The following is a 25,675-nucleotide window of genomic DNA, read 5'->3' as shown; positions in this document are numbered from 1 at the left end:
GCTAAAAAATATTTCCTAAAACGTTTTCGTTATGTATCTTTGACATTCTATGGAAAACATTAAAATAATAGAATGCCCACGAGATGCCATGCAAGGTATCAAGATGTTTATTCCAACAGAAAAAAAAGCACAATACATTCAGTCATTACTTCGTGTAGGTTTTGACACGATTGACTTTGGAAGTTTTGTATCGCCAAAAGCCATTCCTCAAATGGTTGATACGGCTGAGGTTTTATCTAAATTAGATTTATCAACTACAAAAAGCAAGTTATTAGCTATTGTTGCGAATGTTCGTGGCGCAAATGATGCTAGTACGCATCCAGAAATTCAATACCTAGGATATCCGTTTTCTATATCAGAAAACTTTCAAATGCGTAACACGCACAAAACTATTGCGCAATCCATACAAACATTACAGGAAATTTTAAACATTGCAGCAAAAACAAACAAAGAAGTAGTTGCGTATTTATCTATGGGATTTGGGAATCCGTATGGAGATCCTTGGAATGTAGAAATCGTAGGAGAGTGGACAGAAAAACTCTCTAAAATGGGCGTTAAAATCTTGTCTCTATCAGATACCATAGGTTCTTCGACGCCAGAAGTGATCGATTACTTATACGCAAACCTAATTCCAAAATATCCTGAAATTGAATTTGGAGCTCATTTACACACAACACCAAGTTCATGGCACGAAAAAGTAGATGCAGCTTACAAAGCAGGTTGCAGACGTTTTGATGGCGCTATTCAAGGATTTGGAGGTTGCCCGATGGCAAAAGACGAACTAACAGGAAATATGCCAACGGAAAAAATGGTGTCTTACTTTACAGCTGCCAAAGCAAACACAGGTGTTCAAGCAATGAGTTTCGAATCTTCTTACAACGAAGCTTCAAAGATTTTTAATTATTATCATTAGAATTTCTAGAGATTAGGTTTAAAGAAATTTCAAATATTAATTAAAACCTAGTTAAGAATATTTTGATTTTAAAAATAGAACAGACAAATTTACCAAAACCCAAAACCCAAAACCCAAAACCCAAAACCCAAAAAACCACCTTCTAGCATTAATAAATTGTTATGTACGATTGTCATTAGTGGTAATTACGCAAAAAGTAGTATATTCGCATGCAATTATATTTTAATTGCACCATGACAGCACACAACAACAAAATTCTAGGTGAAGGACTTACATACGACGATGTATTATTAGTTCCTGCCTTCTCCGAAGTTCTTCCAAGAGAAGTCAACATTCAAACAAAATTTACAAGAAATATAACAATCAATGTTCCTATCATATCGGCAGCGATGGACACGGTTACGGAGTCTGCAATGGCAATTGCAATGGCTCGTGAAGGTGGAATCGGTGTTTTACACAAAAACATGACGATTGAGAGACAAGCGCAAAAAGTAAGAAAGGTAAAGCGTGCGGAAAGTGGAATGATTATCGATCCGGTAACATTACCACTTACTGCAATTGTATCTGATGCAAAAGCAAGCATGCGCGAACACAGTATTGGAGGAATTCCTATCGTTGATAAAGAAGGAATCCTAAAAGGAATAGTAACCAACAGAGATCTACGCTTTGAGCACAACAATCAACGTCCAATTGTTGAGGTAATGACAAGCGAAAATTTAGTCACTGCTTCAGAAGGAACCTCATTAAAAGATGCAGAAGCGATTCTTCAAAAAAATAAAATTGAAAAACTTTTAATCGTTGATGATCAATACAAACTAAAAGGATTAATTACTTTTAGAGATATCACTAAAGTTACTCAAAAACCAATCGCTAATAAAGACTCATACGGACGTTTGCGTGTTGCTGCGGCTTTAGGAGTTACGGCTGATGCTGTTGATAGAGCAGAAGCACTAGTAAATGCAGGAGTTGATGCTGTAGTTATCGATACAGCACACGGACATACAAAAGGTGTTGTTGGTGTTTTAAAAGAAGTAAAAGCAAAATTTCCAAACTTAGATGTTATTGTAGGAAACATTGCTACTGGTGATGCAGCTCGTTATTTAGTAGAAGCTGGAGCAGATGCTGTAAAAGTAGGAATTGGTCCAGGATCAATTTGTACAACAAGAGTTGTGGCAGGAGTAGGGTTTCCTCAGTTTTCTGCAGTATTAGAAGTTTCTGCGGCAATAAAAGGTAGTGGAGTTCCTGTTATTGCAGATGGAGGAATTCGTTACACAGGAGACATTCCAAAAGCTATTGCTGCTGGAGCAGATTCTGTAATGTTAGGTTCATTATTAGCAGGAACCAAAGAATCACCTGGAGAAACGATTATTTATGAAGGAAGAAAATTCAAATCATATCGTGGAATGGGATCTGTAGAAGCTATGAAACAAGGTTCAAAAGATCGTTATTTCCAAGATGTAGAAGCCGATATCAAAAAATTAGTTCCTGAAGGAATTGTAGGTCGTGTACCATACAAAGGAAACTTAGACGAAAGCATTCACCAGTTTATTGGTGGATTGCGTGCAGGAATGGGATATTGTGGAGCAAAAGATGTAGAAACGCTAAAGGAAAATGGACGCTTTGTAAGAATTACTGCAAGTGGAATTAATGAAAGTCATCCACATGACGTTGCTATTACCAAAGAAGCACCAAACTACTCAAGACGATAGTTTTAAAAATACACAATATATAGAAGGCAGTTATATCATATAACTGCCTTTTTTTACTTAAATTATTCCTAATAATCTTCTGGAGCGCATTGAATCGCACAAACAAGAACATAACTTGTATTTGCTCCAAAGCATAAATCGGCAAAACGACTTGTATAAATGTCAGATGTCGTAATTCCTCCTTTAATGGCTTTTTCTGAAAGCGCAGAAATTGTTGTTTTCTTTAAGCTAAGTCCTTCTTTTAAAGTTCTTTTTTTCATAATTATTTAGTTTTGATTTGATGCCAAGATATTAAATCATCAATGTCTAAAGAAGGAAAATAGGTTGATAAACAGTAGTTTGTAGCGCAAATTTATAAATTTGAGATCGCGTATAATCATAAAAAAAGCCTTGCATCTATTTGAATACAAGGCTTTTCAATATTTTTAAAATTGCTTACTTTTTCTCTTCAACTTTCAATCCAAGTTTTTGAGCAACTTTTATCGTTAAGTCATATTGTGGATCTACAAATGCTAACTCATTTCCATCAAGAGTAAAAACTTGCGTATACTTTTCCTCTTTAGAAATTACTGCTACAGCATCACTTACTTTCTTATATAAAGGACGCATCAATTCATCTTGACGTAACTGAACCAATTGTACAGCATTTTGTCTAAACTTTTGAATATCTGCTTCAAGATCAAAAATTTCCTGTTGTTTCTTCTTTTTGTTTTCCTCATTCATGGTTGCAAAAGCTTTATTAGCCTCTTCAACTTCTTTTCCGTACGCGTCTAATTTTAATTTTAAATCGCTTTGTAGTTCTTTTTCATACGCTTCCATTCCTTGTTTTACTTGTGCAATTTCAGGTAACTTAGAAACAAGAATGTTAATATTCACAGTTCCTACTTTAGTTTGAGCAGAAGCTGCAAACGAACAAAATACGATAGCTAATGTGTAAAGTAAATGTTTAATTTTCATCGAATTAAATTTTTTATTTTTCAAAGTTGGCTAATGTAATGAAAACATCATACCAAAAAAATGATATTACATAAAATTAACGTTTTTAACGTCTTATTTTACTCTTTGTCCTCTATGTGGCTTTAATTTTTCACGCATAAAAGGAACATCTTCTTCATTGATAATCATGGTTGCTGCGGTGTGCATTTCTGAAAATTCCACCACTTTAATAGCTTCTCCATGCATATTTTCCATTTTAATAAAATCTTTCAAATGAATACAATGATGTTCGGCAGTACGTTTTCCGTTTGGACCTCTAAAATCCCAAATCAGTTTTACTTGAGCCATAATAAATATTTTTTGCAAAAGTAGCTATCTTATAGAAAATTGACACGCAAAAACATAAAAAAAGCAGATGATAATCATCTGCTTTTATCTATAGATATATAGGACAAGGTTTATTTTGATATAATTTTAAATGTTTTTGAAAATACAGGAGAAGAGATTCTCACAATATAAATATTGTTCTTTGGTAAATTTAAATATTTACTAAAAGTTCCATTAATGGAAATATTCTTCAAATCAATTACTCTTTTTCCTAATAAATTATATATCTCAATATTTGATATTGTATTGATTCCAGAAATTTGTAATCTTCCTCCATTATAATTTGCTCTAACCTTTGATTTATTATGATCGTATGTGCTTAATGTACTAGCATTTAGTGTTGCATCAACCAAATCAATATATAAATCTACTGTTTGATTATTACCGCCACCACCAAACTGATTTTGGAATAGAAAATTGATTCCTAAAATAGTTTCATCTTCTAAAGAAGGAAACAAAGTTCCTGGTGTAAAAGTAATTTCATATGTATTAGTTGGAGAAGAAGCATCTCCATCTCCTGCAGTCAAATTCAATACAGGCTGCCATGACAAATCGCTAAAAACACCTGGAATAGCTTGAAAACTTCCATTATTAGTTGTTAAACCTAAATACATATGTATAAAAGTTTGATTTTCTGTATAGAAATTATTGATAATATCAGAATCTTCAAATCGAATCGTAATTTCATCATTAATTGTAGCAGTGGTAGCTGTTTCTGTACTTCCCGCGCCATCATATCCGGTAAAAGAGATAACTTCTTGACCAGACATTACAACTGCAAAAAACATACATATAATAGTAAAGTAACTTTTTTTCATAAACTCAATTTTAACCAAAAATAACTCAAATAAAGAAAGTAACAAAGTTGAAAATTCTTATTTTTTTATTAAAACTCCAATAATTAAGCCAAAAACTCCAAAATGATATAATAAATAGACTTTCTAATTAGTTGTGAAATATTGATGAATTGTTATTTTTGTCTTTCCCAAAAAAACGAAATACAATTTACTGTCAAGAATTAATTGATTATTGGAAAATTAGACAAGACAGAAATAAAAATAAAAATAGATGAAAAAAAGTGTTCAATTATTCCTTATTCTTTTTGTGACATTCACAAGTTTCGGACAGTCCAAAAAAGACAAAGTATTATTTACTATTGAAGGTGAGCCGACGTATGTTTCTGAATTTTCAAGAGTTTATAAAAAAAATCTAGACATCATAGATAAGAAGGATCAAAAGGAAATTGAAGAATACTTTGATTTATTTGTAGAATACAAACTAAAACTAAAAGAAGCACAAAACTTAAATCTTGACGAAAAAGAATCGTACAAAAAAGAGTTAGGAGGTTATCGTAAACAATTAGCAAAAAATTACTTAACAGATAATAATGCTACCGAGCAATTAGTAAAAGAGGCTTATGATCGCTTACAGAAAGAAGTAAAAGCAAGCCATATCTTAATCAATGTATCTCAAGATGCTGCGCCAAAAGATACTTTAGTGGCGTACAACAAAATAATGGGCATACGAAAATCAATTCTTGAAGGTGCGGATTTTGGTGAAATGGCGATGTCACACTCAAATGATCCTTCGGCAAAAGGAAATAAAAACATTCCTGGTAACAAAGGAAACCTTGGTTATTTCTCTGCTTTTAGAATGGTTTATCCTTTCGAATCTGCCGCTTTTAGCACGAAAGTTGGTGAAGTTTCGATGCCAGTTCGTACACAATTTGGTTATCACATTTTAAAAATAGAAGATGTGCGTGACAATGCTGGAGAAATTACAGTAGCACACATTTTATTGATGGATAAAAAAGAAGGTGAAACGAAAGAAGATCCTGAGCAAAAAATAAAAGATATTTATACTCAAGTACAAGCTGGTGGCGATTTTGGAGCATTGGCAAAGCGTTTTTCAGAAGACAGAAGTTCTGGAGTTAACAATGGAGTTTTACCTAAATTTGGTCGTGGACGTTTACGTTCTAAGGCATTTGAGAAAGTAGCTTTTTCGCTAAATACTCCAAAAGAAATTTCAAAACCTTTCAAATCAGAATTTGGTTGGCACATCGTTCAATTGGTTTCTAAGCATCCAATGAAAAGTTATGAAGAAGAAAAGTCAATGTTAGAGCGCAAAATAAAGAATGATAAGAGAGCAACTGCTATCAATACATCTATCTTAAAAAAGATTAATAGACTGTACACTATTACTGAAAGCGAAAACCTAAGAGAAGATTTTTATAAAATTGCAGATGTAACTTTCTTTAGTAGAAACTGGAAGAAACCTACAGATGCTGCATTCTTGCAAAAAACATTATTTCAAATAAAAGATACTAAAGTAACCTATGATGAGTTCGCAACACATTTACTTAAAAATCGTTCGCGTGCTACAGCAAAGAATACAGATGCAAAAGAATTTATCAATCGCAATTACAATCAATTTAAAGATGCCAAATTATTGGCTTTCTATGAAGGTGATTTAGAAAATGTGAATGATGATTTTGCAGCGATTTATGGAGAATACCGCGATGGACTGCTTTTGTTTGACTTGATGGAGACTGAAATCTGGGAAAAAGCAAAAACAGACACTATCGGTTTAGAAAAATTCTTCAATCAGAATAAAAAAGAGTACAAGTGGAAAAAACGTGTGGAGGCTATAATTGCTTCATGTTCTCAAGAAGATGCAGCTAAAAAAGTACAAGAATTACTAAAAGCAGGAAAAGCATTAGACGAAATCAAACAAGCAGTAAACAAAGACAAAAAAGTCAATGTAATATTTTCACCAGGTGTTTATGAAGAAGGACATAGAAATCTTCCAAAAGGTTTCAAACTTGAAAAAGGAGTTTCTAACATCTTCAACGATGGAAAAACAGATTTTACCATTGTGAAAGTAAATGAAATTATTCCATCGAGTCACAAAAAACTTTCTGAAATCAAAGGAAAAGTAATAAGTGATTATCAAGTGTATCTAGAAAAAGAATGGATTAAAAGCTTAAAAGAAAACTACAAGATAAAAATCAACAAACGCGTATATCGTAAATTAAAAAAACTAGTAAAATAAATTGAGAAAATTAATAGCCATAATTAGTCTCTCTTTATGTTTCTCGTGCGAATACTTTCAGCAATCAAATGAAGGTGAACCAGTTGCAAGAGTAGGGGAAAGTTATTTATACAAAAGTGATTTAGCGCCTTTTCTTTCAGACAATATATCTGCGGAAGATAGTGCTGTCATTGTCAATAATTACATCAATCGATGGGCAACGCAAGAGTTATTCATTCAGCGAGCAAAAATCAACTTACCACAAGAAAAGCAAGATGCCTTTGAAGAGTTGATTGAAGAATATCGAAACGATTTATACATTGAAGCTTACAAAGAAGCCATTGTAAAACAAACCATTGATACGATGGTTACTGCATTTGATGAAGCTGCGTATTATGATAAAAACAAAGAAAACTTCAAACTCAATGAAGAATTACTAAAATTACGATACATTAATATTGCAAAAGATAATTCTAATATAGACGAAATTACGGAGCGTTTTGAACGTTTTGAAGAAGAAGATAAAATCATATTAGATTCACTGGCAATTCAATTCAATAATTACTCATTAAATGATTCAATTTGGGTAAAAAAAACACAAGTTTTCAAAAAAATTCCGCTCATAACTACTGAAAACAAAGCGAAATACTTAAAAAAATCACAATTTTCTCAAATAGAAGATTCATTAGAAGTATATTTGGTGCGGATTGAGGATAAAATAGGTAGAAATGATGTTGCGCCACTCGCGTATGTTCGCCCTACAGTAAGACAAATTATTCTCAATAAGCGAAAGCTAGAATTTATCAGGAAATTAGAAAAAGACATCACAAAAGATGCAATTAAGCAAAAACAGTTTGAAACTTACAATTAACAAGATGAAGCAAAGTATACTCGTGCTTATGCTGTTTGTAGCATTTGGAATGCAAGCACAAGAAAAGGAAGATGCAACAATGGTTGCAGAAGTAATGAAGGAAGCGAAAACACAAGTGAATGATTCTACCAAATCAAGCACAAAACGTGTAAAAATAGACGGTGTTGCAGCTGTCGTTGGAGATTTTGTCATATTAGAATCTGATGTTGATAAAACATTCTTAGACTTACAACAACAAGGAGCTTCTCTTGAAGGTTTTACAAGATGTAAATTGCTTGGAAAATTAATGGAAGATAAGCTATATGCACATCAAGCAATTCAAGATAGTATTGAAGTATCTCCAGGAGAAATCAGAGATCGTGTAAATCAATCTATCGAGTACTTTAGTCAGCAAACAGGAGGAATGGCAGAATTATTGAAATTCTATGCAATGGAAGATGAAGCTGCTTTACGTAAGCGTTTAACAGAAATTACTAAAATAAACATTCTAACACAACGTATGCAATCTAAAGTGGTACGTGATGTAGAAATTACGCCAGAAGAAGTACGCCAATTTTTTGAAAAAATTCCTGTAGATCAACGTCCTGTAATTGGAGTAGAACTTGAAGTATCTCAAATTATCATTGAACCAGAACCATCTAAGGAAGCTGTTGATAAAGTGATTCAAAAACTGAAAGATATCAAAGCAGAAGTTGAAGGCGGATCAAGTTTTGGTACAAAAGCTATTTTATATTCTAAAGATAGAGCTTCAGGACGTCAAGGTGGATTAATGCCAATCAACAAAAGAATGTCTTTAGCAAAAGAATTTAAAGACGTTGCCTTTTCACTACAACAAGGAGAAATCTCTGATCCTTTTAAAACTGAATTTGGATGGCACATTGTAATGGTAGACAAAGTACGTGGACAAGAAAGAGATGTTCGTCACATTCTACTAATTCCTGAAGTAACTGCTGATAGATTGGAAGAAGCGCGCAAAGAAATAGATACATTACGTCAAAGAATTGTGAGCAAAGAACTTACTTTTGAAGAAGCAGCGCGCTCATTCTCAGATGATAAAGAAACTCGAAACAATGGTGGAAAATTGATCAATCCAGCGACATTCGATACACATTTCGAATTGACAAAAATGGATCCTGAACAATATTCACAAATAGAACCATTAAAAGGAGATGAAATATCTATTCCTTTAATTGATGAAACAAGAACGGGACAAAAACGATTCAAGCTACTAAAAGTAACAAACCGTTATGACGAACATGTTGCAGACTATTCTAAAGATTACATAAAAATCAAAAGTTTAGCACTCAAAGAGAAGCAGCTAAAAGAAGTAGAAAAGTGGATCACACAAAAAATAAAAGATACCTATATCAATGTTAATAAAGGGAATCGTGATTGTGAGTTTCAAAATAACTGGTTAAAAAAATAAAATTCTATGTCAGATGTTGCTGCTATTGAAAACCTTGTAAAAAAACACAAGGGACTCAAAGAAGAAATCTCTAAAATAATTGTTGGTCAAGAAAAAGTAATCGATCAAATATTACTTTCTATATTCTCTGGAGGACATGCCTTATTAATAGGTGTTCCCGGACTGGCAAAAACTTTAATGGTCAATACCATAGCAACGACATTAGGGCTAGACTTTAAACGTATTCAGTTTACACCAGATTTAATGCCAAGTGATATCTTGGGAAGTGAAATCTTAGATGAATCTAGAAATTTCAAATTCATCAAAGGTCCAATCTTCGCAAACATTATTTTGGCTGATGAAATCAACCGTACGCCACCAAAAACGCAGGCAGCATTACTAGAAGCTATGCAAGAACGTGCCGTAACTGTTGCTGGGCATCATTACAAATTAGATTTACCATACTTTGTGTTAGCAACGCAAAACCCAATTGAGCAAGAAGGAACATATCCGTTACCAGAAGCGCAATTAGACCGTTTTATGTTTGCTATTCATTTAACATATCCAACGTTTGATGAAGAAGTGCAGGTTGTAAAAGCAACCACTACAGATGTTGAAGCTTCTGTAAAAGCATTATTCAGTGCACAAGAAATCATTGCTATTCAAAAACTGATTCGTAAAATTCCTGTGGCAGACAATGTCATAGAATATGCAGTACGTTTAGTGTCAAAAACACGTCCAAAAGAAGCCAGTGCTATCGATATCGTAAAACAGTATGTAGATTGGGGAGCAGGACCAAGAGCTTCGCAAAACCTAATCTTAGCTGCAAAAGCACATGCTGCAATCAATGGAAAATTCTCTCCAGACATTGAAGATGTGCAAGCTGTTGCTATTGGAATCTTATCGCATAGAGTCATTCGAAATTACAAAGCAGAGGCAGAAGGAATTACGATTGAAAAAATTATTGAGAGTCTTTTCTAGAAGTCTTTTTATAAAAACTTACCGAAAGTAAATTTTTACAATTTTATAAGTATCTAAAAAAATAACCCTTCAAATTATGAATTTCATAATTTGAAGGGTTAAAAATGTATTATTTTGAATTTTATTTAGTGAAATCGAATATCTGATAAAAATAATTAGCTAAAAACAAAGAGATGCTGTGAATTTTTTAAAAATCAAGATAATTTCGTAATTTTGCAGAACTTTCAAAACACTAAAAAACGCAACGATCTGAATATTAATGTAATATAGTTTTATGTTCAATAATTTGAAAAGCTAATGATAATTAGCTTAAAAGTATTGTTAAAAACGAGTCTACAAAGAAGATTCCTCATAGAGCAAGATCAAAAAAGAAGAAAACCAACAAATCGATTGTTTTAGAAAGTATCTATTTAATATTTATTGAAAAAGAAATCTTATATGAATACTTATCAAGGTTACCTCAAAGAAATCGAAGAACGAAAAACACAAGGACTACATCCAAAACCTATTGATGGAGCAGAATTACTAAGCGAAATCATTACTCAAATTAAAGATGTAAGCAATCCACACAGAAAAGAATCATTAGATTTCTTCATATACAATGTGTTGCCAGGTACTACAAGTGCGGCTGTTGTAAAAGCTAAATTTTTAAAAGAAATAATTCTTGGAGAAGCAATAGTAGAAGAAATTACAGCTGCTTATGCATTTGAACAATTATCACACATGAAAGGTGGTCCTTCTATTGAAGTATTACTAGATTTAGCTTTAGGGAATGATGCAACGATATCAGAGGAAGCTTGTAAAGTATTGAAAACACAAGTTTTTCTTTATGAGGCTGATACAGAACGATTAGAAGATGCCATGAAGGCAGGAAATGCCATTGCTAAAGAGATCATTGAAAGCTATGCGCAGGCAGAATTCTTTACAAAATTACCAGAAATTGAAGAAGAAATTCAAGTAGTAACTTATATCGCTGGAATTGGAGATATCTCAACAGATTTATTATCTCCAGGAGCTGATGCACACTCAAGATCGGATCGTGAACTACATGGTCAATCTATGTTTGAGCATAACAAAGACATGCAAAATGAATTATTAGCATTACAAAAACAACACCCAAATAAGCGTGTAATGTTAATTGCAGAAAAAGGTACTATGGGAGTTGGTTCTTCAAGAATGTCAGGAGTTAACAATGTAGCATTATGGACAGGTATTTCCTCAAGTCCTTATGTTCCATTTATCAATATTGCGCCCGTGATTGCAGGTACTAATGGAATTGCTCCAATTTTCCTAACAACAGTTGGTGTGACTGGAGGAATTGGAATTGACCTTAAAAACTGGGTAAAGCAAAAAGATGAGAATGGAAAAACTATTGTTGATGAAGATGGAGAACCAATTTTAAAACAAGAGTATTCTGTTGAAACAGGAACTGTTCTTACCATCAATACAAAAGAGAAAAAATTATACAATGGTGATCAAGAGTTAAAAGACATCTCAACAGCATTGACACCACAAAAGAAAGAATTTATCAAAGCCGGAGGTTCTTATGCAGTTGTTTTTGGTAAAAAACTACAAACATTTGCTTGTAAAACTTTAGGAATTGATATTCCTCAAGTATATGCACCGTCTAAAGAAATCTCTATAGAAGGTCAAGGATTAACAGCTGTAGAAAAGATTTTCAATAAAAATGCTGTAGGAACTACACCAGGAGTTACACTGCATGCAGGATCAAACACTCGTGTAGAAGTTAATATTGTAGGATCTCAGGATACTACAGGTTTAATGACTTCTCAAGAATTAGAAATGATGGCTGCTACAGTAATCTCACCAATTGTAGATGCTGGATATCAATCAGGATGTCATACTGCTTCTGTTTGGGATGATAAATCTCAAGCTAACATTCCAAGATTAATGAAGTTTATGAATGACTTCGGATTAATTACTGGTCGTGATCCTAAAGGGAAATACCATGCAATGACGGATGTAATTCACAAAGTATTGAATGATATTGCAGTTGACGATTGGGATGTTATTATTGGAGGAGATTCACATACACGTATGGCAAAAGGTGTAGCATTTGGAGCAGATTCAGGTACAGTTGCATTAGCATTAGCAACAGGAGAAGCTACTATGCCAATTCCTCAGTCAGTAAAAGTAACATTCAAAGGAGATATGGTTCCTTATATGGATTTCCGTGATGTAGTACATGCTACGCAACAGCAAATGTTAGATCAGTTTGAAGGGGAAAATGTTTTTCAAGGGAAAATTATTGAAGTACACATAGGAACATTAACTTCAGATCAGGCATTTACATTTACAGATTGGACAGCAGAAATGAAAGCGAAAGCTTCTATCTGTATATCAGAAGATGAAACATTAATTGAATCGTTAGAAATTTCAAGAGATCGTATCCAAATTATGATCGACAAAGGAATGGATAATGAGAAGCAAGTATTACAAGGTTTAGTTGACAAAGCTAATAATCGTATTGCTGAGCTTCAATCAGGTTCAAGACCAGCTTTAAAGCCAGATGCAGATGCAAAATACTATGCAGAAGTAGTAATTGACTTAGATAAGATTGTAGAGCCAATGATTGCTGATCCTGATGTAAATAATGAAGATGTTTCTAAGCGTTATACACATGATAACATTCAACCATTATCATTCTACGGAGGTACTAAAAAAGTAGATTTAGGATTTGTCGGATCTTGTATGATTCACAAAGGAGACATGAAGATATTAGCACAAATGCTAAAGAATATAGAAGCACAACAAGGTGAGGTTAAATTTAATGCACCTTTAGTAGTAGCGCCACCTACATATAATATTGTAGATGAGTTAAAAGCTGAAGGAGACTGGGATGTTTTAGCGAAGTACTCTGGATTTGTGTTTGATGATAATGCGCCAAAAGGAGTTGCTAGAACCAAATATGAAAATGTATTATATCTAGAACGTCCAGGTTGTAATCTATGTATGGGTAACCAAGAAAAAGCAGCACCAGGAGATACTGTAATGGCTACTTCAACACGTTTATTTCAAGGTCGTGTAGTAAGAGATGCAGAAGGTAAAAAAGGAGAATCTCTATTATCATCAACTCCAGTTGTAGTCTTATCTACAATTTTAGGTAGAACGCCAACATTAGAAGAATATCAAGCAGCTGTAGAAGGAATTGTATTGACTAAATTTAAACCGTCTCAAAAACAATTAGTAATGTAGTTTGCTATTAGAATACTCATAAAAAAAGCTCAAGTAATTTCACTTGAGCTTTTTTGTTTTTTATATTTCTTATTGTCAGTTAGTTAAATTGTTATTTAGGATGATTATATATAAAGATATGTCATGATTTCCACTTTTATTTTTTGTTAAATTGCAGAAAGTGAAATTAAATAAGAAAAAATATGGCCTTTGATATTGATATGATAAAAAAGGTTTACGAAACAATAGTGGAACGTGTAGACAAAGCACGTGAAATTACTGGTAAACCATTAACACTCTCAGAAAAAATACTATATGCTCACTTGTGGGATGGAACACCAAACAAAGCGTTTGTAAGAGGAAAAGATTATGTAGACTTTGCTCCAGACCGTATTGCTTGTCAAGATGCAACTGCGCAAATGGCATTATTGCAATTTATGCAAGCTGGAAAAAGTAAAGTAGCAGTTCCTACAACTGTTCACTGTGATCACTTAATTCAAGCTAAAGTTGGCGCAAGTGCAGATTTACAATCAGCAATGAACAATAGTAGTGAAGTATTCAATTTCTTAGAATCAGTATCAAACAAATATGGAATTGGTTTCTGGAAACCAGGCGCAGGAATTATTCACCAAGTAGTATTAGAAAACTATGCTTTTCCAGGCGGAATGATGATTGGAACAGATTCACATACAGTAAATGCTGGTGGATTAGGAATGGTTGCTATTGGAGTTGGTGGTGCTGATGCCGTTGACGTAATGGCTGGAATGCCTTGGGAATTAAAATTTCCTAAATTAATCGGTGTCAAACTAACTGGAAAAATCTCTGGTTGGGCAGCACCAAAAGATGTTATCTTAAAAGTAGCTGGAATTGTTTCTGCAAAAGGAGGAACTGGCGCTATCGTAGAATATTTTGGACCTGGAGCTGTATCAATGTCTTGTACAGGTAAAGGAACCATCTGTAACATGGGAGCAGAAATTGGAGCAACAACTTCAACTTTTGGATACGATGAATCTATGGAACGTTATTTACGTGCAACCGAAAGAGCAGATGTAGCGGATGCAGCAAATGAAGTAAAAGATTACTTAACAGGAGATGCTGAAGTATATGCAAATCCAGAACAATACTTTGATCAAGTTATTGAAATTAACTTATCAGAACTTGGTCCATTATTAAACGGACCATTTACGCCAGACTTATCTACGAGAGTTGGTACAGAAATGACAGGAAGAGCTCAAGAAAATGATTGGCCACTTCAAGTAGAATGGGGATTAATAGGTTCTTGTACAAACTCTTCTTATGAAGATTTATCAAGAGCATCTTCTGTAGCGCAACAAGCATTGGACAAAGGACTAAAGATGAAATCTGAATTAGGAATCAATCCAGGATCAGAACAAGTACGTTACACGGCAGAACGTGACGGAATCTTAGATATATTCGAAAAACTAGACGCTAAAATATTTACAAACGCTTGTGGACCATGTATTGGACAATGGGCGCGTTACAACGATCCTAAAAATGCACCAAAAAATAGCATTGTACATTCTTTCAACAGGAACTTCGCAAAACGTGCTGACGGAAACCCAAATACACATGCATTTGTAGCTTCTCCGGAAATTACAGCAGCGATCGCAATTGCGGGACGTTTAGACTTCAATCCAATGACAGACACATTGATCAACGAAAATGGAGAAGAAGTAATGCTAGATGAACCAACTGGATGGGAATTACCTCCAAAAGGTTTTGATGTAAAAGATAATGGATATTTAGCACCTGAAGAAGACGGAAGCGGAGTCGTAGTCACTGTAGCAGATGATTCTGAACGTTTACAATTACTAACACCATTTGTACCACTAGGAGATAATATCACAGGAGCAAAACTATTAATAAAAGCGCACGGAAAATGTACAACAGACCATATTTCTATGGCTGGACCTTGGTTACGCTTCCGCGGACACTTAGATAATATAGCTAACAATACACTAATTGGTGCTGTGAATGCATTCAATATGAAAACTAACTTTGTTAAAAGTCAGTTAGATGGCGAATATGACGCTGTTCCAAAAACGCAAAGAGCTTACAAAGCTGCAGGAATCAACACAATTGTAGTTGGAGATCATAACTACGGAGAAGGTTCTTCACGTGAACATGCAGCAATGCAACCAAGACACTTAGGTGTTGCTGCTGTAATCGTAAAATCATTTGCACGTATTCATGAAACAAACTTGAAAAAACAAGGAATGTTAGGATTAACATTTGCCAATGAAAATGATTACGATTTAATCCAAGAAGATGATACATTCAACTTCTTAGACTTAAATGAATTTGCTCCAGGAAAACCATTAACGATTGAAGCAGTTCATGCTGATGGAAGCAAAGACATAATTATAGCTAATCATACATACAACCAAAGTCAGATTGACTGGTACAATGAAGGTTCTGCTTTAAACTTAATTAAAAAAGAAAACAATGCTTAATTAGTAATTGTTTACTCGATATAAAAGCCTGAATGTTTTACATTCAGGCTTTTTTTATACTGTTGTCTCGTCCTAAAATAAATAGTTATATAAAATCACTCTATTCATTTTGATCTTACATATCATTATGATAGCTTTAATTTGTTTTATTTAAATATCTAATCAACATACTTCATATGATGCAAAGAATAATATTTCTACTATTTTTTATAAGCTCGTTTCAGGTTCTTGGACAGCGTAACATGGAAATTAGTGTAAATGATTACAACAACGACAAAGTGGTAGATACACTAAAAACTTTCTATGTTGGAGGAAGTGGCTTTGGCGGAATGTATGTTCAAATGATAAACGGTAAAACGAATGAAACATACGAGTTGACGAATGACGGCTGTTTCTGTGAAATTAAAAATACGGTACTTGTTTCTCCGACTCTCAATAAAGCTGAAAACAAACCTTTTCTTGAGATAATGAAAGCAAAATTGCTTCCTGAAAAAAGAAATGTTCCAGATGCTTCATTAGATTGGATTATCAAAAGCTCTTATTCCAATAGGAAATTAGATGATCATAAATTTTTTGATTTAGTCATAGACCCTAAAAACAAATGGCAAGACCACAAAATTGAATATCCAAAGAATTATTATATAGAAACACAAGGTGATACCTTAACTAGATTATATACGACACCTTATGAAGCCCCAGAATGGTTGCATAAAAAAGAGACAAAAGGTTTTTTAGTCTATTATGCGCATAATCACTACAGAAGTAGAAATAACGACACGCTGCAATTTTCTAATAACAATCAGAATAAACTTTACAAAGTATACAACACATCTCATGGTGTGCTTGTCAAAAAAGGAAAGCTACACAAATGGGTATTTATCAGTGATGTTTCTATAACTGATGCTCCTGAAAAACTAAGATGGGAATCTATACAAGATGTAAAGCTTTTTGGGAACTATCTGTTTGTACAGCAAAACTTGTCACCAATGCTTAGGTATAATTTATACGTAATTAATATTGAAACAGGCATTTTGGGTAGGTTAAAATTTGATCTTATAGACAGGCAATATGATGGAAATATTCATCTTATTCAAAACAATTCAATTACTGTAACTGTAGAACAAAAACGAGTTACCTATAAGTTAGAAGATATCTTTAAGGAACTTGAAATGCTTTATATTGCAGATAAAAAATAACCGATACTAGATTGAAATTACAAGTCATCTGTTCAAACATTTGGCAATACGAACATTAATTAAGAAATTTACAACCTAAACTTGAATTCTTGAGAGTCACGTTAAAAATTTCCCTAGAAAATCCTTCAATAATAAAGCAACAATTGTTGCTATGGAGTCAACAATACCACGAAGTAGTTTGGTTAGATTCTAATGATTACCACGCACACACAAGCGATTTTGATGCAATTTTAGCCGTAGAAGCTTTTACACTATTACAAACAGATGTTGTACATGGTTTTCAAAAATTAAATGAGTATCAACAAACGACCAAAGATTGGATTTTTGGGTATTTATCATACGATTTAAAAAATGATGTTGAAGATTTAATTTCACAAAATCATGACGGATTAGATTTTCCAGAATTATATTTCTTTCAACCTAAAAAAATATTTCTGTTAAAAGGTGACGAGTTAGAAATTCAATATTTATCTATGGTTGATGATGAATTGCAAGATGATATTCAAGCAATATTAAATACTGAAATTGATCTTGAAGTCTTTACATACGAAGAATCAAACAAAGAACATCGTCCAAAAATTAAACTCAGAATTCATAAAGACGAATATCATGAAAAAGTGACTAAAATGTTAGATCATATTCATCGAGGAGATATTTATGAAGCTAACTTTTGTCAAGAATTCTATGCTGAAAATGCTGAAATAGATCCGCTTTCAACCTATACACACCTGAATTCTATTTCAAAGCCGCCTTTTGCAACATACATGCGATTGAGTGATAAATACATACTTTCGGCTTCACCAGAACGATATATAAAAAAGAAAGGCACAAAAATCATTTCGCAACCTATCAAAGGAACTGCAAAACGCTCAGAAGATCCTGAAGAAGACAAACAAATGGCGGAAAACTTACAAACCGACCAAAAAGAACGTGCAGAAAATGTGATGATTGTCGATTTAGTACGAAACGATTTGTCAAAAACCGCAATCAAAGGAAGTGTAAAAGTGGAAGAACTTTGCAAAATCTATACATTTGATCAAGTCCATCAAATGATTTCTACAGTAACTTCCGAAGTTTCAGACACACAGAATCCTGTGGAAATTATACAAACTACTTTTCCAATGGGAAGCATGACAGGAGCTCCAAAAATTTCAGCCATGCAAATTATAGAAGATTTAGAAGAAACCAAACGCGGAATTTACTCTGGAGCCATCGGGTATTTTACTCCAAACAACGACTTTGATTTCAATGTGGTTATTCGCTCAATTCTCTACAACAGTCGAAAAAAATATGTTTCTTATTCAGTTGGTGGTGCTATTACTGCCAAATCAATTCCTGAAAAAGAATATGAAGAGTGTTTAATAAAGGCAAAAGCAATGCGTGAAGTGTTGGAAAAGTAACATTTCTAGGTCGTTTTTATTGTTAATTCGTCTATTTAATTATCTTTGGAAATAGTAAGTATAATAAGGGTTTTACTCTGTTTAATCTATTCGTTTGCTAGGAAATATAGAAAGACATATTGCTTCTCATTTACCATTTTTAAAGCAAAAGAAAATGCTAATCGCCATTAGCGGTGGATTGGACAGTGTAGTATTGGCAAAACTATTTTATGATCTTGGTTACACAATCGGGTTCGCACATTGTAATTTTCAATTACGAGGAGCAGAAAGTGAAGAAGATGAAACCTTTGTAAAAGCATGGGCTAAACAACTTGGAATTGAAATTTTTGTAGAAAAATTTGAAACAGAAACCTATGCAAGCGAAGAAAAAATATCGATTCAAATGGCAGCGAGAAATTTGCGCTACCAATGGTTTCAAAGCATTGCAGATACACACCAATACGATTATATCTTAACAGCACATCATAAAGACGATGCGTTGGAAACGTTCTTAATCAACCTATCACGAGGAACAGGAATTGATGGTTTAACCGGAATTCCTGAGCGAAACAAAAACATTGTTCGTCCACTATTGCCATTCACGCGAAGTGATATAAAAGCTTATGCAGAAGCCAATAAACTACAATGGCGTGAAGATAGTAGTAATGCATCTACAAAGTACGTTCGAAATAAAATACGTCATGACATTGTTCCGTTATTAAAAGAATTGCATCCAACGTTTATGGATAACTTTCAAACAACGCAACAGCATTTACAAGAAAGTAAAATTATCATTAAAGATGCAGTAAAAAATATTAAGTCGGAGTTTTTACAAGAAGTTTCTGAAGGAAATTACCAAATAGAAATTGAAGCCTTACAAAAGTTAACACATCCAAAAGCATATGCATACGAATTACTGCGTGATTTTGGCTTTTCTACTTGGGATGATATCATGAATTTACTTGACGGGCAAAGTGGAAAACAATTATTTTCACATAAATATCGATTGATAAAAGATAGAACACATCTATTCATACAAAAACGAATCACAACAAAAGAAACTTCTGAGATTACCATAACCAACTCAGAATCGACTATAAACACACCTATTCGATTGCATATTGAGGAAGTAACCAACATTACCAATACTGGAAAAAACGTCTTATATGTTAATAAAGAGATGTTAAAGTTTCCATTAAAAGTAAGAAAATGGAAAAATGGAGACTATTTTTATCCGTTTGGAATGCAAGGCAAAAAGAAATTGAGCAAATATTTCAAGGATGAAAAGTATTCTTTAATTGACAAAGAAAATCAATGGTTACTATGCAGCGAAGAAAACATTGTATGGATTATTGGAAAACGCTCCGATAATCGATATAAATTAACCAAACCAACTAACACAATTATTAAGCTAACATTGCAATGAAAAAACTAATTACGCTCTTACTTTTATGTTTGTCCAGTTTTGCTGTACAAGCACAAGTTGAGGATCCAGTAAAATGGACTACAGAAATTGAGAAAGTTTCAGACACTGAATTTAATCTTATCTACAAAGCGGAAATCGCCAATAAATGGCGTTTATATTCTCAATACTTGGCCGAAAACAGTGGATTTCCAACAGAGTTTATGTACGACTCTATTCAGCAAATCAACGATTTCAAGCTTATTGGAAAAAACAAAGAAGGCAAAGGAATTACAAAATTTGACAAAGTATTTCAAGCAGAACTCACATATTTTAAAGGAACAGCTACGTTTACACAGAAAGTTGAAGTTAAAAACCCCGATTTAATTTCCATTACTTCTGAAGTAATTTATCAAAGTTGTGACGATGAAAAATGTATATTAGGTGATGAAGAGTTTACATTCCAAATTCCTGGACGTGAATCAAAAACTGAACATACATTTCAAAACGAACAACCAAAAGTATTTGATCCTGTGCAATGGTCAGGATCTGTAAACAAAATATCTGATGACGAATACGAATTGGTCATGAAAGCGAGTGTTGAAGATAAATGGCATTTATATTCGCAACGTAGTTATGGAGATGACGGACCTTTTCCAACAGAATTTACATTTTTAGAAGTAGGCAAAGGATATGATACTATAGGAAAAGTAGGAGAGTCAGAAACCAAAGAAGTATTTGATAAAGTATTCCAAAAAAAGATCTCTTTCTACGAAGGAGAAGCGATATTCAAACAAAGAATAAAATCAAAAGATGCTGCTATCAAAAAAATCATGGCAGAAGTATTATTCATGGTTTGTGATGATGAAAAATGTTTGCCTCCAACGGTAAAAGAAATCAATTTCAATTTAGATAATGCCACAGTAACAAGCGGAAGCAATAAAAACAAGCCTAAAAGAAGTTTATGGGCAACATTTTTTATAGCATTCGGATTAGGATTTGGTGTATTACTAACACCATGTGTATTTCCAATGATTCCGATGACAGTAAGTTTCTTTACCAAGCAAAGTAAAAACAGAGCTTCAGGAATTAGAAATGCATTACTTTACGGATTATTCATCATTGTTATCTACACAGGATTAGGAACTGCTATTTCTGCACTATTTGGTTCCAATGTCATGTATGACATCTCTACAGGAGTTACGTTCAATCTCATCATGTTTGTTGTCTTAATGGTTTTTGCGTTCTCGTTTATGGGAGCGTTTGAAATCATGCTACCAAATTCTTGGATGAATAAAGTAGATCAACAATCAAATAGAGGAGGAATTATAGGAATCTTTTTCATGGCATTGGCGTTGGCTGTTGTTTCCTTTTCATGTACATTCCCAATCGCAGGAACAGCTTTACTTGAAGCAGCAACAGTAGGAGGAATAACACCAATAGTAAGTATGTTAGGTTTCTCGTTTGCCATTGCAATTCCGTTTGCCATCTTTGCTATTTTCCCAGGTTGGATGAACTCATTACCAAAATCTGGAGGTTGGCTAAACACAGTAAAAGTTGTCTTAGGATTTTTAGAACTAGCTTTCGCATTCAAGTTTTTATCAATGGTAGACATTGTATTAGACTTACATATTTTAGACAGAGAAGTATTCTTGGCAATTTGGGTAGCTATTTTTGGAACTTTAGCGATGTACCTTTTCGGGAAAATTCAATTGCCGCATGACAGTCCATTACAGAAAATATCAGTGGGAAGAGCAGTCTTTGGAATCTTCGTATTAGCTTTTACAATATATATGATTCCTGGATTATGGGGAGCGCCATTAAAATTAATTAGTGGTTTTCCACCGCCAATGAATGGAAATAGTGAATCGCCATACGGTGTTGGGTATAAAAAGAAAGCACAAGCAAGCGTAAACTATGCTGATGTAAAACAAAAAGATGCACCAAAACTAGAAGAAGAAGTATCACATGAAGGACCACACGGAATCATAGCATTCTTAGACTATGAAAAAGGTTTAGAATACGCTAAAAAAGTAAACAAACCTGTAATGATCGACTTTACAGGAAAAACCTGTGTAAACTGTCGTAAAATGGAAGAACAAGTTTGGACAGAAGGAAATATACTCAGCATGATAAAAAATGATGTAGTACTAATTTCTTTATATGCAGATAACAGAAAAAAACTTCCAAAAGAAGAACAATACGAATCTAAAGCTACAGGAAATAACATTCGTACGATAGGAGACAAGTGGAAAGAATTTCAACAAACACGTTACAATACCAACGCACAACCGCTATATGTAATTCAAGATGTAAACGGAAATGATCTTACAGAAGCAGTTGCATATACACCAGATCCTGTAACATACGAAAAGTGGTTAAAAGATGGTATTGATACATTCAACAAACAAAAATAATCAACTGAACTATAATGAGAAAGATCACAAAATGTTTCATAGTGCTTCTTGCGTTTACTGGTTTTATAGCTTGTGAAGGTGACAAAAAAGAAGCTGCCAAAAACTATACAGAAACAGAAGTTGCAGAACATTCTAAACGTCTAAATAATTGGTTTCAAGCACAATTTAAGCAAGACTTAAAAGATTCTCCTCAAATGCAAACACGTATTGGGAATAAAACTGATTATGACAAATGGGATGATATATCGCCTGCGGCAGATGAGAAAAGACTTCAAGTTGCTAAAGATCGTCTAAAATGGTTGAATGAAAACGTAGACGAAGCTGCATTAGACGCTTCTTCAGCATTAAGTTATAAATTATACAAGCAAAGCTTAGACAATGATATAAAAGATCATAAATATAGATTGTATAACTATCCGTTAAACCAAATGCATGGTATGCAAGCAGAAATTCCTGCGTTTTTAATCAACATGCACAGCATTAAAGATATAAGTGATGCAAAAGCATATATAAAGCGTTTAAACGGATTAAACAATTTATTCACGCAACTAGAAGCAAACTTAAAAGAACGTGAAAAAGCGGGTATTATGCCGCCTAAATTTGTTTTTGATCACATCATCAATGATTCTAAAAATATCATCAAAGGAGCTCCTTTCGATAATAGCAAGCAAAACAGCACGCTGTGGGAAGATTTTACGTCAAAAATTGCAGAATTAGAATTAGAAGATAAAGATCGTCAGAAATTAGAACAACTAGCCAAAGAAGCATTGCAAAAATCGGTGCGTCCGGCATATGGTTCGTTAGTCTTATTACTAGAAGAACAAAAGAAACGCGCAACGAATCAAGATGGTGTTTGGAAATTTCCTAATGGCGAAGAATTCTACAATACAGCTTTACAAAGAACGACAACAACCAACATGACTGCTGATGAAATTCACGATTTAGGATTGCGTGAAGTAGATCGTATTCATAATGAAATGAAAAAGATTAAAACTCGAGTAGGTTTCAAAGGTTCATTACAAGAGTTTTTTGTGTACATGAAAAATGACGAACAGTTTTACTATCCTGCAACAAAAGAAGGTCGTAAAGAATACATGGACAAAGCTACAGAAATGATCAACACGATGAAATCACGCTTAGACGAACTATTCATTACAAAACCAAAAGCAGATCTTATCGTAAAAGCAGTAGAAGGTTTCCGTGAAAAATCAGCAGGAAAAGCATTCTATCAACAACCAGCATTAGATGGTTCACGACCAGGAACATACTATGCAAACATGTATGCAATGGAAGCAATGCCGAGTTATCAAATGGAAGCATTGGCGTATCATGAAGGTATTCCAGGGCATCATATGCAAATTGCAATAGCACAAGAATTACAAGAAGTGCCAATGTTTAGAAAATTTGGACGCTATACAGCCTATGTTGAAGGTTGGGGATTATACTCAGAATTCATTCCAAAAGAAATGGGCTTCTACAGAGATCCATATTCAGATTTCGGACGCTTAGCCATGGAATTATGGCGTGCTTGTCGATTGGTAGTTGATACTGGAATTCACGCTCGCAAATGGACACGCGAAGAAGGAATCTATTACTACACAAGCAATACACCAAATGCAGCATCTGATGCTGTAAAAATGGTAGAACGTCATATTGTAATGCCAAGTCAGGCAACAGCCTACAAAGTAGGAATGAACAAAATTATAGAATTAAGAGAAAATGCTATAGAAAAGCTAGGAGAGAAGTTTGACATTCGCGAATTCCACGAAGTTGTACTTAGCAACGGAGCCGTTCCATTAAACGTATTAAGCGATTTAGTAGACGAATGGATTGCTAGTAAAAACTAAGTAAATCTTAAAAAATATATCTAAAACGAGTACTGTAATGGTGCTCGTTTTTTTGTGGAATACACTTTCGTGAGATTGTACATGTTTCAAATAAAAGTCAGTAATCAAAGATAAAAAGTAGCTAGAATAAAAGTCATTCTCTTTGTTTTAGTAAGGTTTGAAGCAACTCAGTAATAAAACTTCAATACAAATAATAGTTTTTTTGACAAATTATAAATGTCGCTTCTATTCAAATTTTAGAAGCATTTAATATCGAAAATTATTATAAATTATAGCTGTTTGCTAATTAGTAGTGACTCTATAAGTAGAAAAATAAAGACATAAAAAAAGCGGATACAAATGTATCCACTTTTTAAAATTTATGTAAAAAATCAAGAATTACTTGATAATTAATTTCTTAGTTGTAGAAGCATCGTTAGTAGATAACTTCATTAAATAGATTCCTGTTGTTAATTTTAAACTTAAATCAACATTACTAGTAACTCCACTCATTTCTTTAGAAGAAATTGTACGTCCACTAAGGTCAGTAATCGTAATATTTTGTAATGCTACACCTGAGTTACGAACTGTAATATTTCCGTTAGACGGATTTGGATATACTGCAAATGAATTACTTAAAAACTCGTCGTTAGATAAAGTAGTTAAGTTTAACTCTGTTGGCATAGCCACTTCAGCATCAGAATACGCCATATCAAAAATAGAATTTACACCTACATAATTTGCTGGATCAGTCAATGATAATCTAGCTGCATTCAGAGCTTCTGTAATAGTTGAAAAACCAGAAAAGTCATAAGTTCCTGTGTATATAGAATTATCCCATTCATCCTGTGTACCAGTACCAGAACCAAGTCCTAAAGCTGATCTAGGCGGAGTTGTAGCATTTAATCCAAGTGGCAAAGCACTTTGATTAGAATCAGCTGGATTCCCAGTAAAAGCTGTAGAAGCAATATGGTTAATGAATAAAAACGTTGGTGTGTTACCAGCATTCGTTCCTCCAGCAGCATTTGAACTATCTTGAAAAGCAATAATTTGATCTCCAGATGCAGCTAGTGCCATACCACTGCTACCTGCAATTCTACTATCGCTATAATTAGCAAAGTCTGCACCATTTACGGAAAATCTTACAATATCTCCAGCACTTAATCCACCAGTAGGGACTGTATATTTTACAGCTCCTTCATTACATGGAGAAGCAAAACCACTGGCATCTGCTCCACAATCTGTAAAAAAGATTCCTGTTCCTTCATTAATATCTGCAAGAACGACAAAAGCAAAATCATCTGGCGTATCTGCTTGATTTTGTATTATAACTATGTCTCCTATGGCCAAGGTTGTTGCCTGACTAAAAGAAGCATTAGTAAATAAAAACATTGGTATTACAACCAATATATAAAGTAATTTTATTTTCATATTGTTTAGGATTTATGTTGTTGTAAAGATACTAAATTTAAAAAGATACTTACAAGCCGCTAGGGAATTATTAATATTTAGTTAAACTTCCTTTCTTAGGTTAAAATAAGAAAGGAAGCAAAT

At 33.6% G+C, this 25,675-nt stretch carries 18 protein-coding genes; 13 read left to right on the top strand and 5 right to left on the bottom strand.

Translation table 11 applies throughout. The features are described 5' to 3' along the window. Window positions 1-49 precede the first annotated feature (49 nt). Both ACOQOS_RS04835 and guaB read left to right on the top strand, forming a co-directional pair. Window positions 50-913: a hydroxymethylglutaryl-CoA lyase gene (locus tag ACOQOS_RS04835; protein ID WP_420573838.1), complete on the top strand. Its 864-nt coding sequence runs from the start codon at window positions 50-52 to the stop codon at window positions 911-913. A 233-nt stretch (window positions 914-1,146) separates the two neighbouring features. Next, on the top strand, window positions 1,147-2,622 hold the full coding sequence (guaB, locus tag ACOQOS_RS04830) for an IMP dehydrogenase (protein ID WP_420575130.1): 1,476 nt from the start codon (window positions 1,147-1,149) through the stop codon (window positions 2,620-2,622). Between the two features lie 68 nt (window positions 2,623-2,690). On the opposite strand, the gene ACOQOS_RS04825 is transcribed toward guaB, so the two are convergent. From ACOQOS_RS04825 to ACOQOS_RS04810, 4 genes are all read right to left on the bottom strand, one after another. After that, complete coding sequence (locus ACOQOS_RS04825) at window positions 2,691-2,882, bottom strand: hypothetical protein (RefSeq protein ID WP_420573837.1); 192 nt, start codon at window positions 2,880-2,882, stop codon at window positions 2,691-2,693. A 175-nt stretch (window positions 2,883-3,057) separates the two neighbouring features. Next, entirely contained in the window at window positions 3,058-3,579 is a 522-nt protein-coding gene (locus ACOQOS_RS04820) for an OmpH family outer membrane protein (RefSeq protein WP_420573836.1), read from the bottom strand. Between the two features lie 93 nt (window positions 3,580-3,672). Next, a complete protein-coding gene (locus tag ACOQOS_RS04815; RefSeq protein ID WP_420573835.1) occupies window positions 3,673-3,906 on the bottom strand; it encodes a hypothetical protein in 234 nt (77 codons plus the stop codon). Window positions 3,907-4,016: 110 nt separating this feature from the next. Next, window positions 4,017-4,763 carry a T9SS type A sorting domain-containing protein gene (locus ACOQOS_RS04810; RefSeq protein ID WP_420573834.1) on the bottom strand — a complete coding sequence of 249 codons (747 nt, stop codon included), beginning with the start codon at window positions 4,761-4,763 and terminating at the stop codon, window positions 4,017-4,019. Window positions 4,764-5,013: 250 nt separating this feature from the next. Between ACOQOS_RS04810 and ACOQOS_RS04805 the strand changes: the two genes are divergently transcribed. The 11 genes from ACOQOS_RS04805 (at window position 5,014) to ACOQOS_RS04755 (ending at window position 24,142) form a co-directional block, all read left to right on the top strand. After that, complete coding sequence (locus ACOQOS_RS04805; protein ID WP_420573833.1) at window positions 5,014-6,996, top strand: peptidylprolyl isomerase; 1,983 nt, start codon at window positions 5,014-5,016, stop codon at window positions 6,994-6,996. A 1-nt stretch (window position 6,997) separates the two neighbouring features. After that, complete coding sequence (locus ACOQOS_RS04800) at window positions 6,998-7,846, top strand: peptidyl-prolyl cis-trans isomerase (RefSeq protein ID WP_420573832.1); 849 nt, start codon at window positions 6,998-7,000, stop codon at window positions 7,844-7,846. A gap of 4 nt (window positions 7,847-7,850) precedes the next feature. Next, on the top strand, window positions 7,851-9,272 hold the full coding sequence (locus ACOQOS_RS04795) for a peptidylprolyl isomerase (RefSeq protein ID WP_420573831.1): 1,422 nt from the start codon (window positions 7,851-7,853) through the stop codon (window positions 9,270-9,272). A 6-nt stretch (window positions 9,273-9,278) separates the two neighbouring features. Next, complete coding sequence (locus tag ACOQOS_RS04790) at window positions 9,279-10,232, top strand: AAA family ATPase (RefSeq protein WP_420573830.1); 954 nt, start codon at window positions 9,279-9,281, stop codon at window positions 10,230-10,232. 438 nt (window positions 10,233-10,670) lie between these two features. Then, window positions 10,671-13,448 carry a bifunctional aconitate hydratase 2/2-methylisocitrate dehydratase gene (locus ACOQOS_RS04785; RefSeq protein ID WP_420573829.1) on the top strand — a complete coding sequence of 926 codons (2,778 nt, stop codon included), beginning with the start codon at window positions 10,671-10,673 and terminating at the stop codon, window positions 13,446-13,448. A gap of 182 nt (window positions 13,449-13,630) precedes the next feature. Then, the gene (locus ACOQOS_RS04780) at window positions 13,631-15,901 is read left to right on the top strand and encodes an aconitate hydratase (RefSeq protein WP_420573828.1); all 2,271 of its coding nucleotides are present in this window, start codon (window positions 13,631-13,633) and stop codon (window positions 15,899-15,901) included. Between the two features lie 176 nt (window positions 15,902-16,077). Further along, a complete protein-coding gene (locus ACOQOS_RS04775) occupies window positions 16,078-17,097 on the top strand; it encodes a hypothetical protein (RefSeq protein WP_420573827.1) in 1,020 nt (339 codons plus the stop codon). An 89-nt stretch (window positions 17,098-17,186) separates the two neighbouring features. Next, window positions 17,187-18,497, top strand: a complete 1,311-nt coding sequence (gene pabB / locus ACOQOS_RS04770) for an aminodeoxychorismate synthase component I (RefSeq protein WP_420573826.1) — start codon at window positions 17,187-17,189, stop codon at window positions 18,495-18,497. A gap of 94 nt (window positions 18,498-18,591) precedes the next feature. After that, complete coding sequence (tilS, locus tag ACOQOS_RS04765; RefSeq protein WP_420573825.1) at window positions 18,592-19,902, top strand: tRNA lysidine(34) synthetase TilS; 1,311 nt, start codon at window positions 18,592-18,594, stop codon at window positions 19,900-19,902. Next, window positions 19,899-22,295, top strand: a complete 2,397-nt coding sequence (locus ACOQOS_RS04760) for a protein-disulfide reductase DsbD family protein (RefSeq protein WP_420573824.1) — start codon at window positions 19,899-19,901, stop codon at window positions 22,293-22,295. The genes tilS and ACOQOS_RS04760 overlap by 4 nt, the downstream gene beginning before the upstream one ends. 14 nt (window positions 22,296-22,309) lie before the next feature. Continuing rightward, complete coding sequence (locus ACOQOS_RS04755) at window positions 22,310-24,142, top strand: DUF885 domain-containing protein (protein WP_420573823.1); 1,833 nt, start codon at window positions 22,310-22,312, stop codon at window positions 24,140-24,142. 378 nt (window positions 24,143-24,520) lie between these two features. Here the strand turns inward: ACOQOS_RS04755 and ACOQOS_RS04750 are convergent, their stop codons facing one another. Further along, a complete protein-coding gene (locus ACOQOS_RS04750; protein ID WP_420573822.1) occupies window positions 24,521-25,552 on the bottom strand; it encodes a T9SS type A sorting domain-containing protein in 1,032 nt (343 codons plus the stop codon). Window positions 25,553-25,675 lie beyond the last annotated feature (123 nt).

The organism is Kordia sp., assembly GCF_965224175.1.
GTDB lineage: Bacteria > Bacteroidota > Bacteroidia > Flavobacteriales > Flavobacteriaceae > Kordia.
This window is presented reverse-complemented; position numbering and strand designations above follow the sequence as displayed.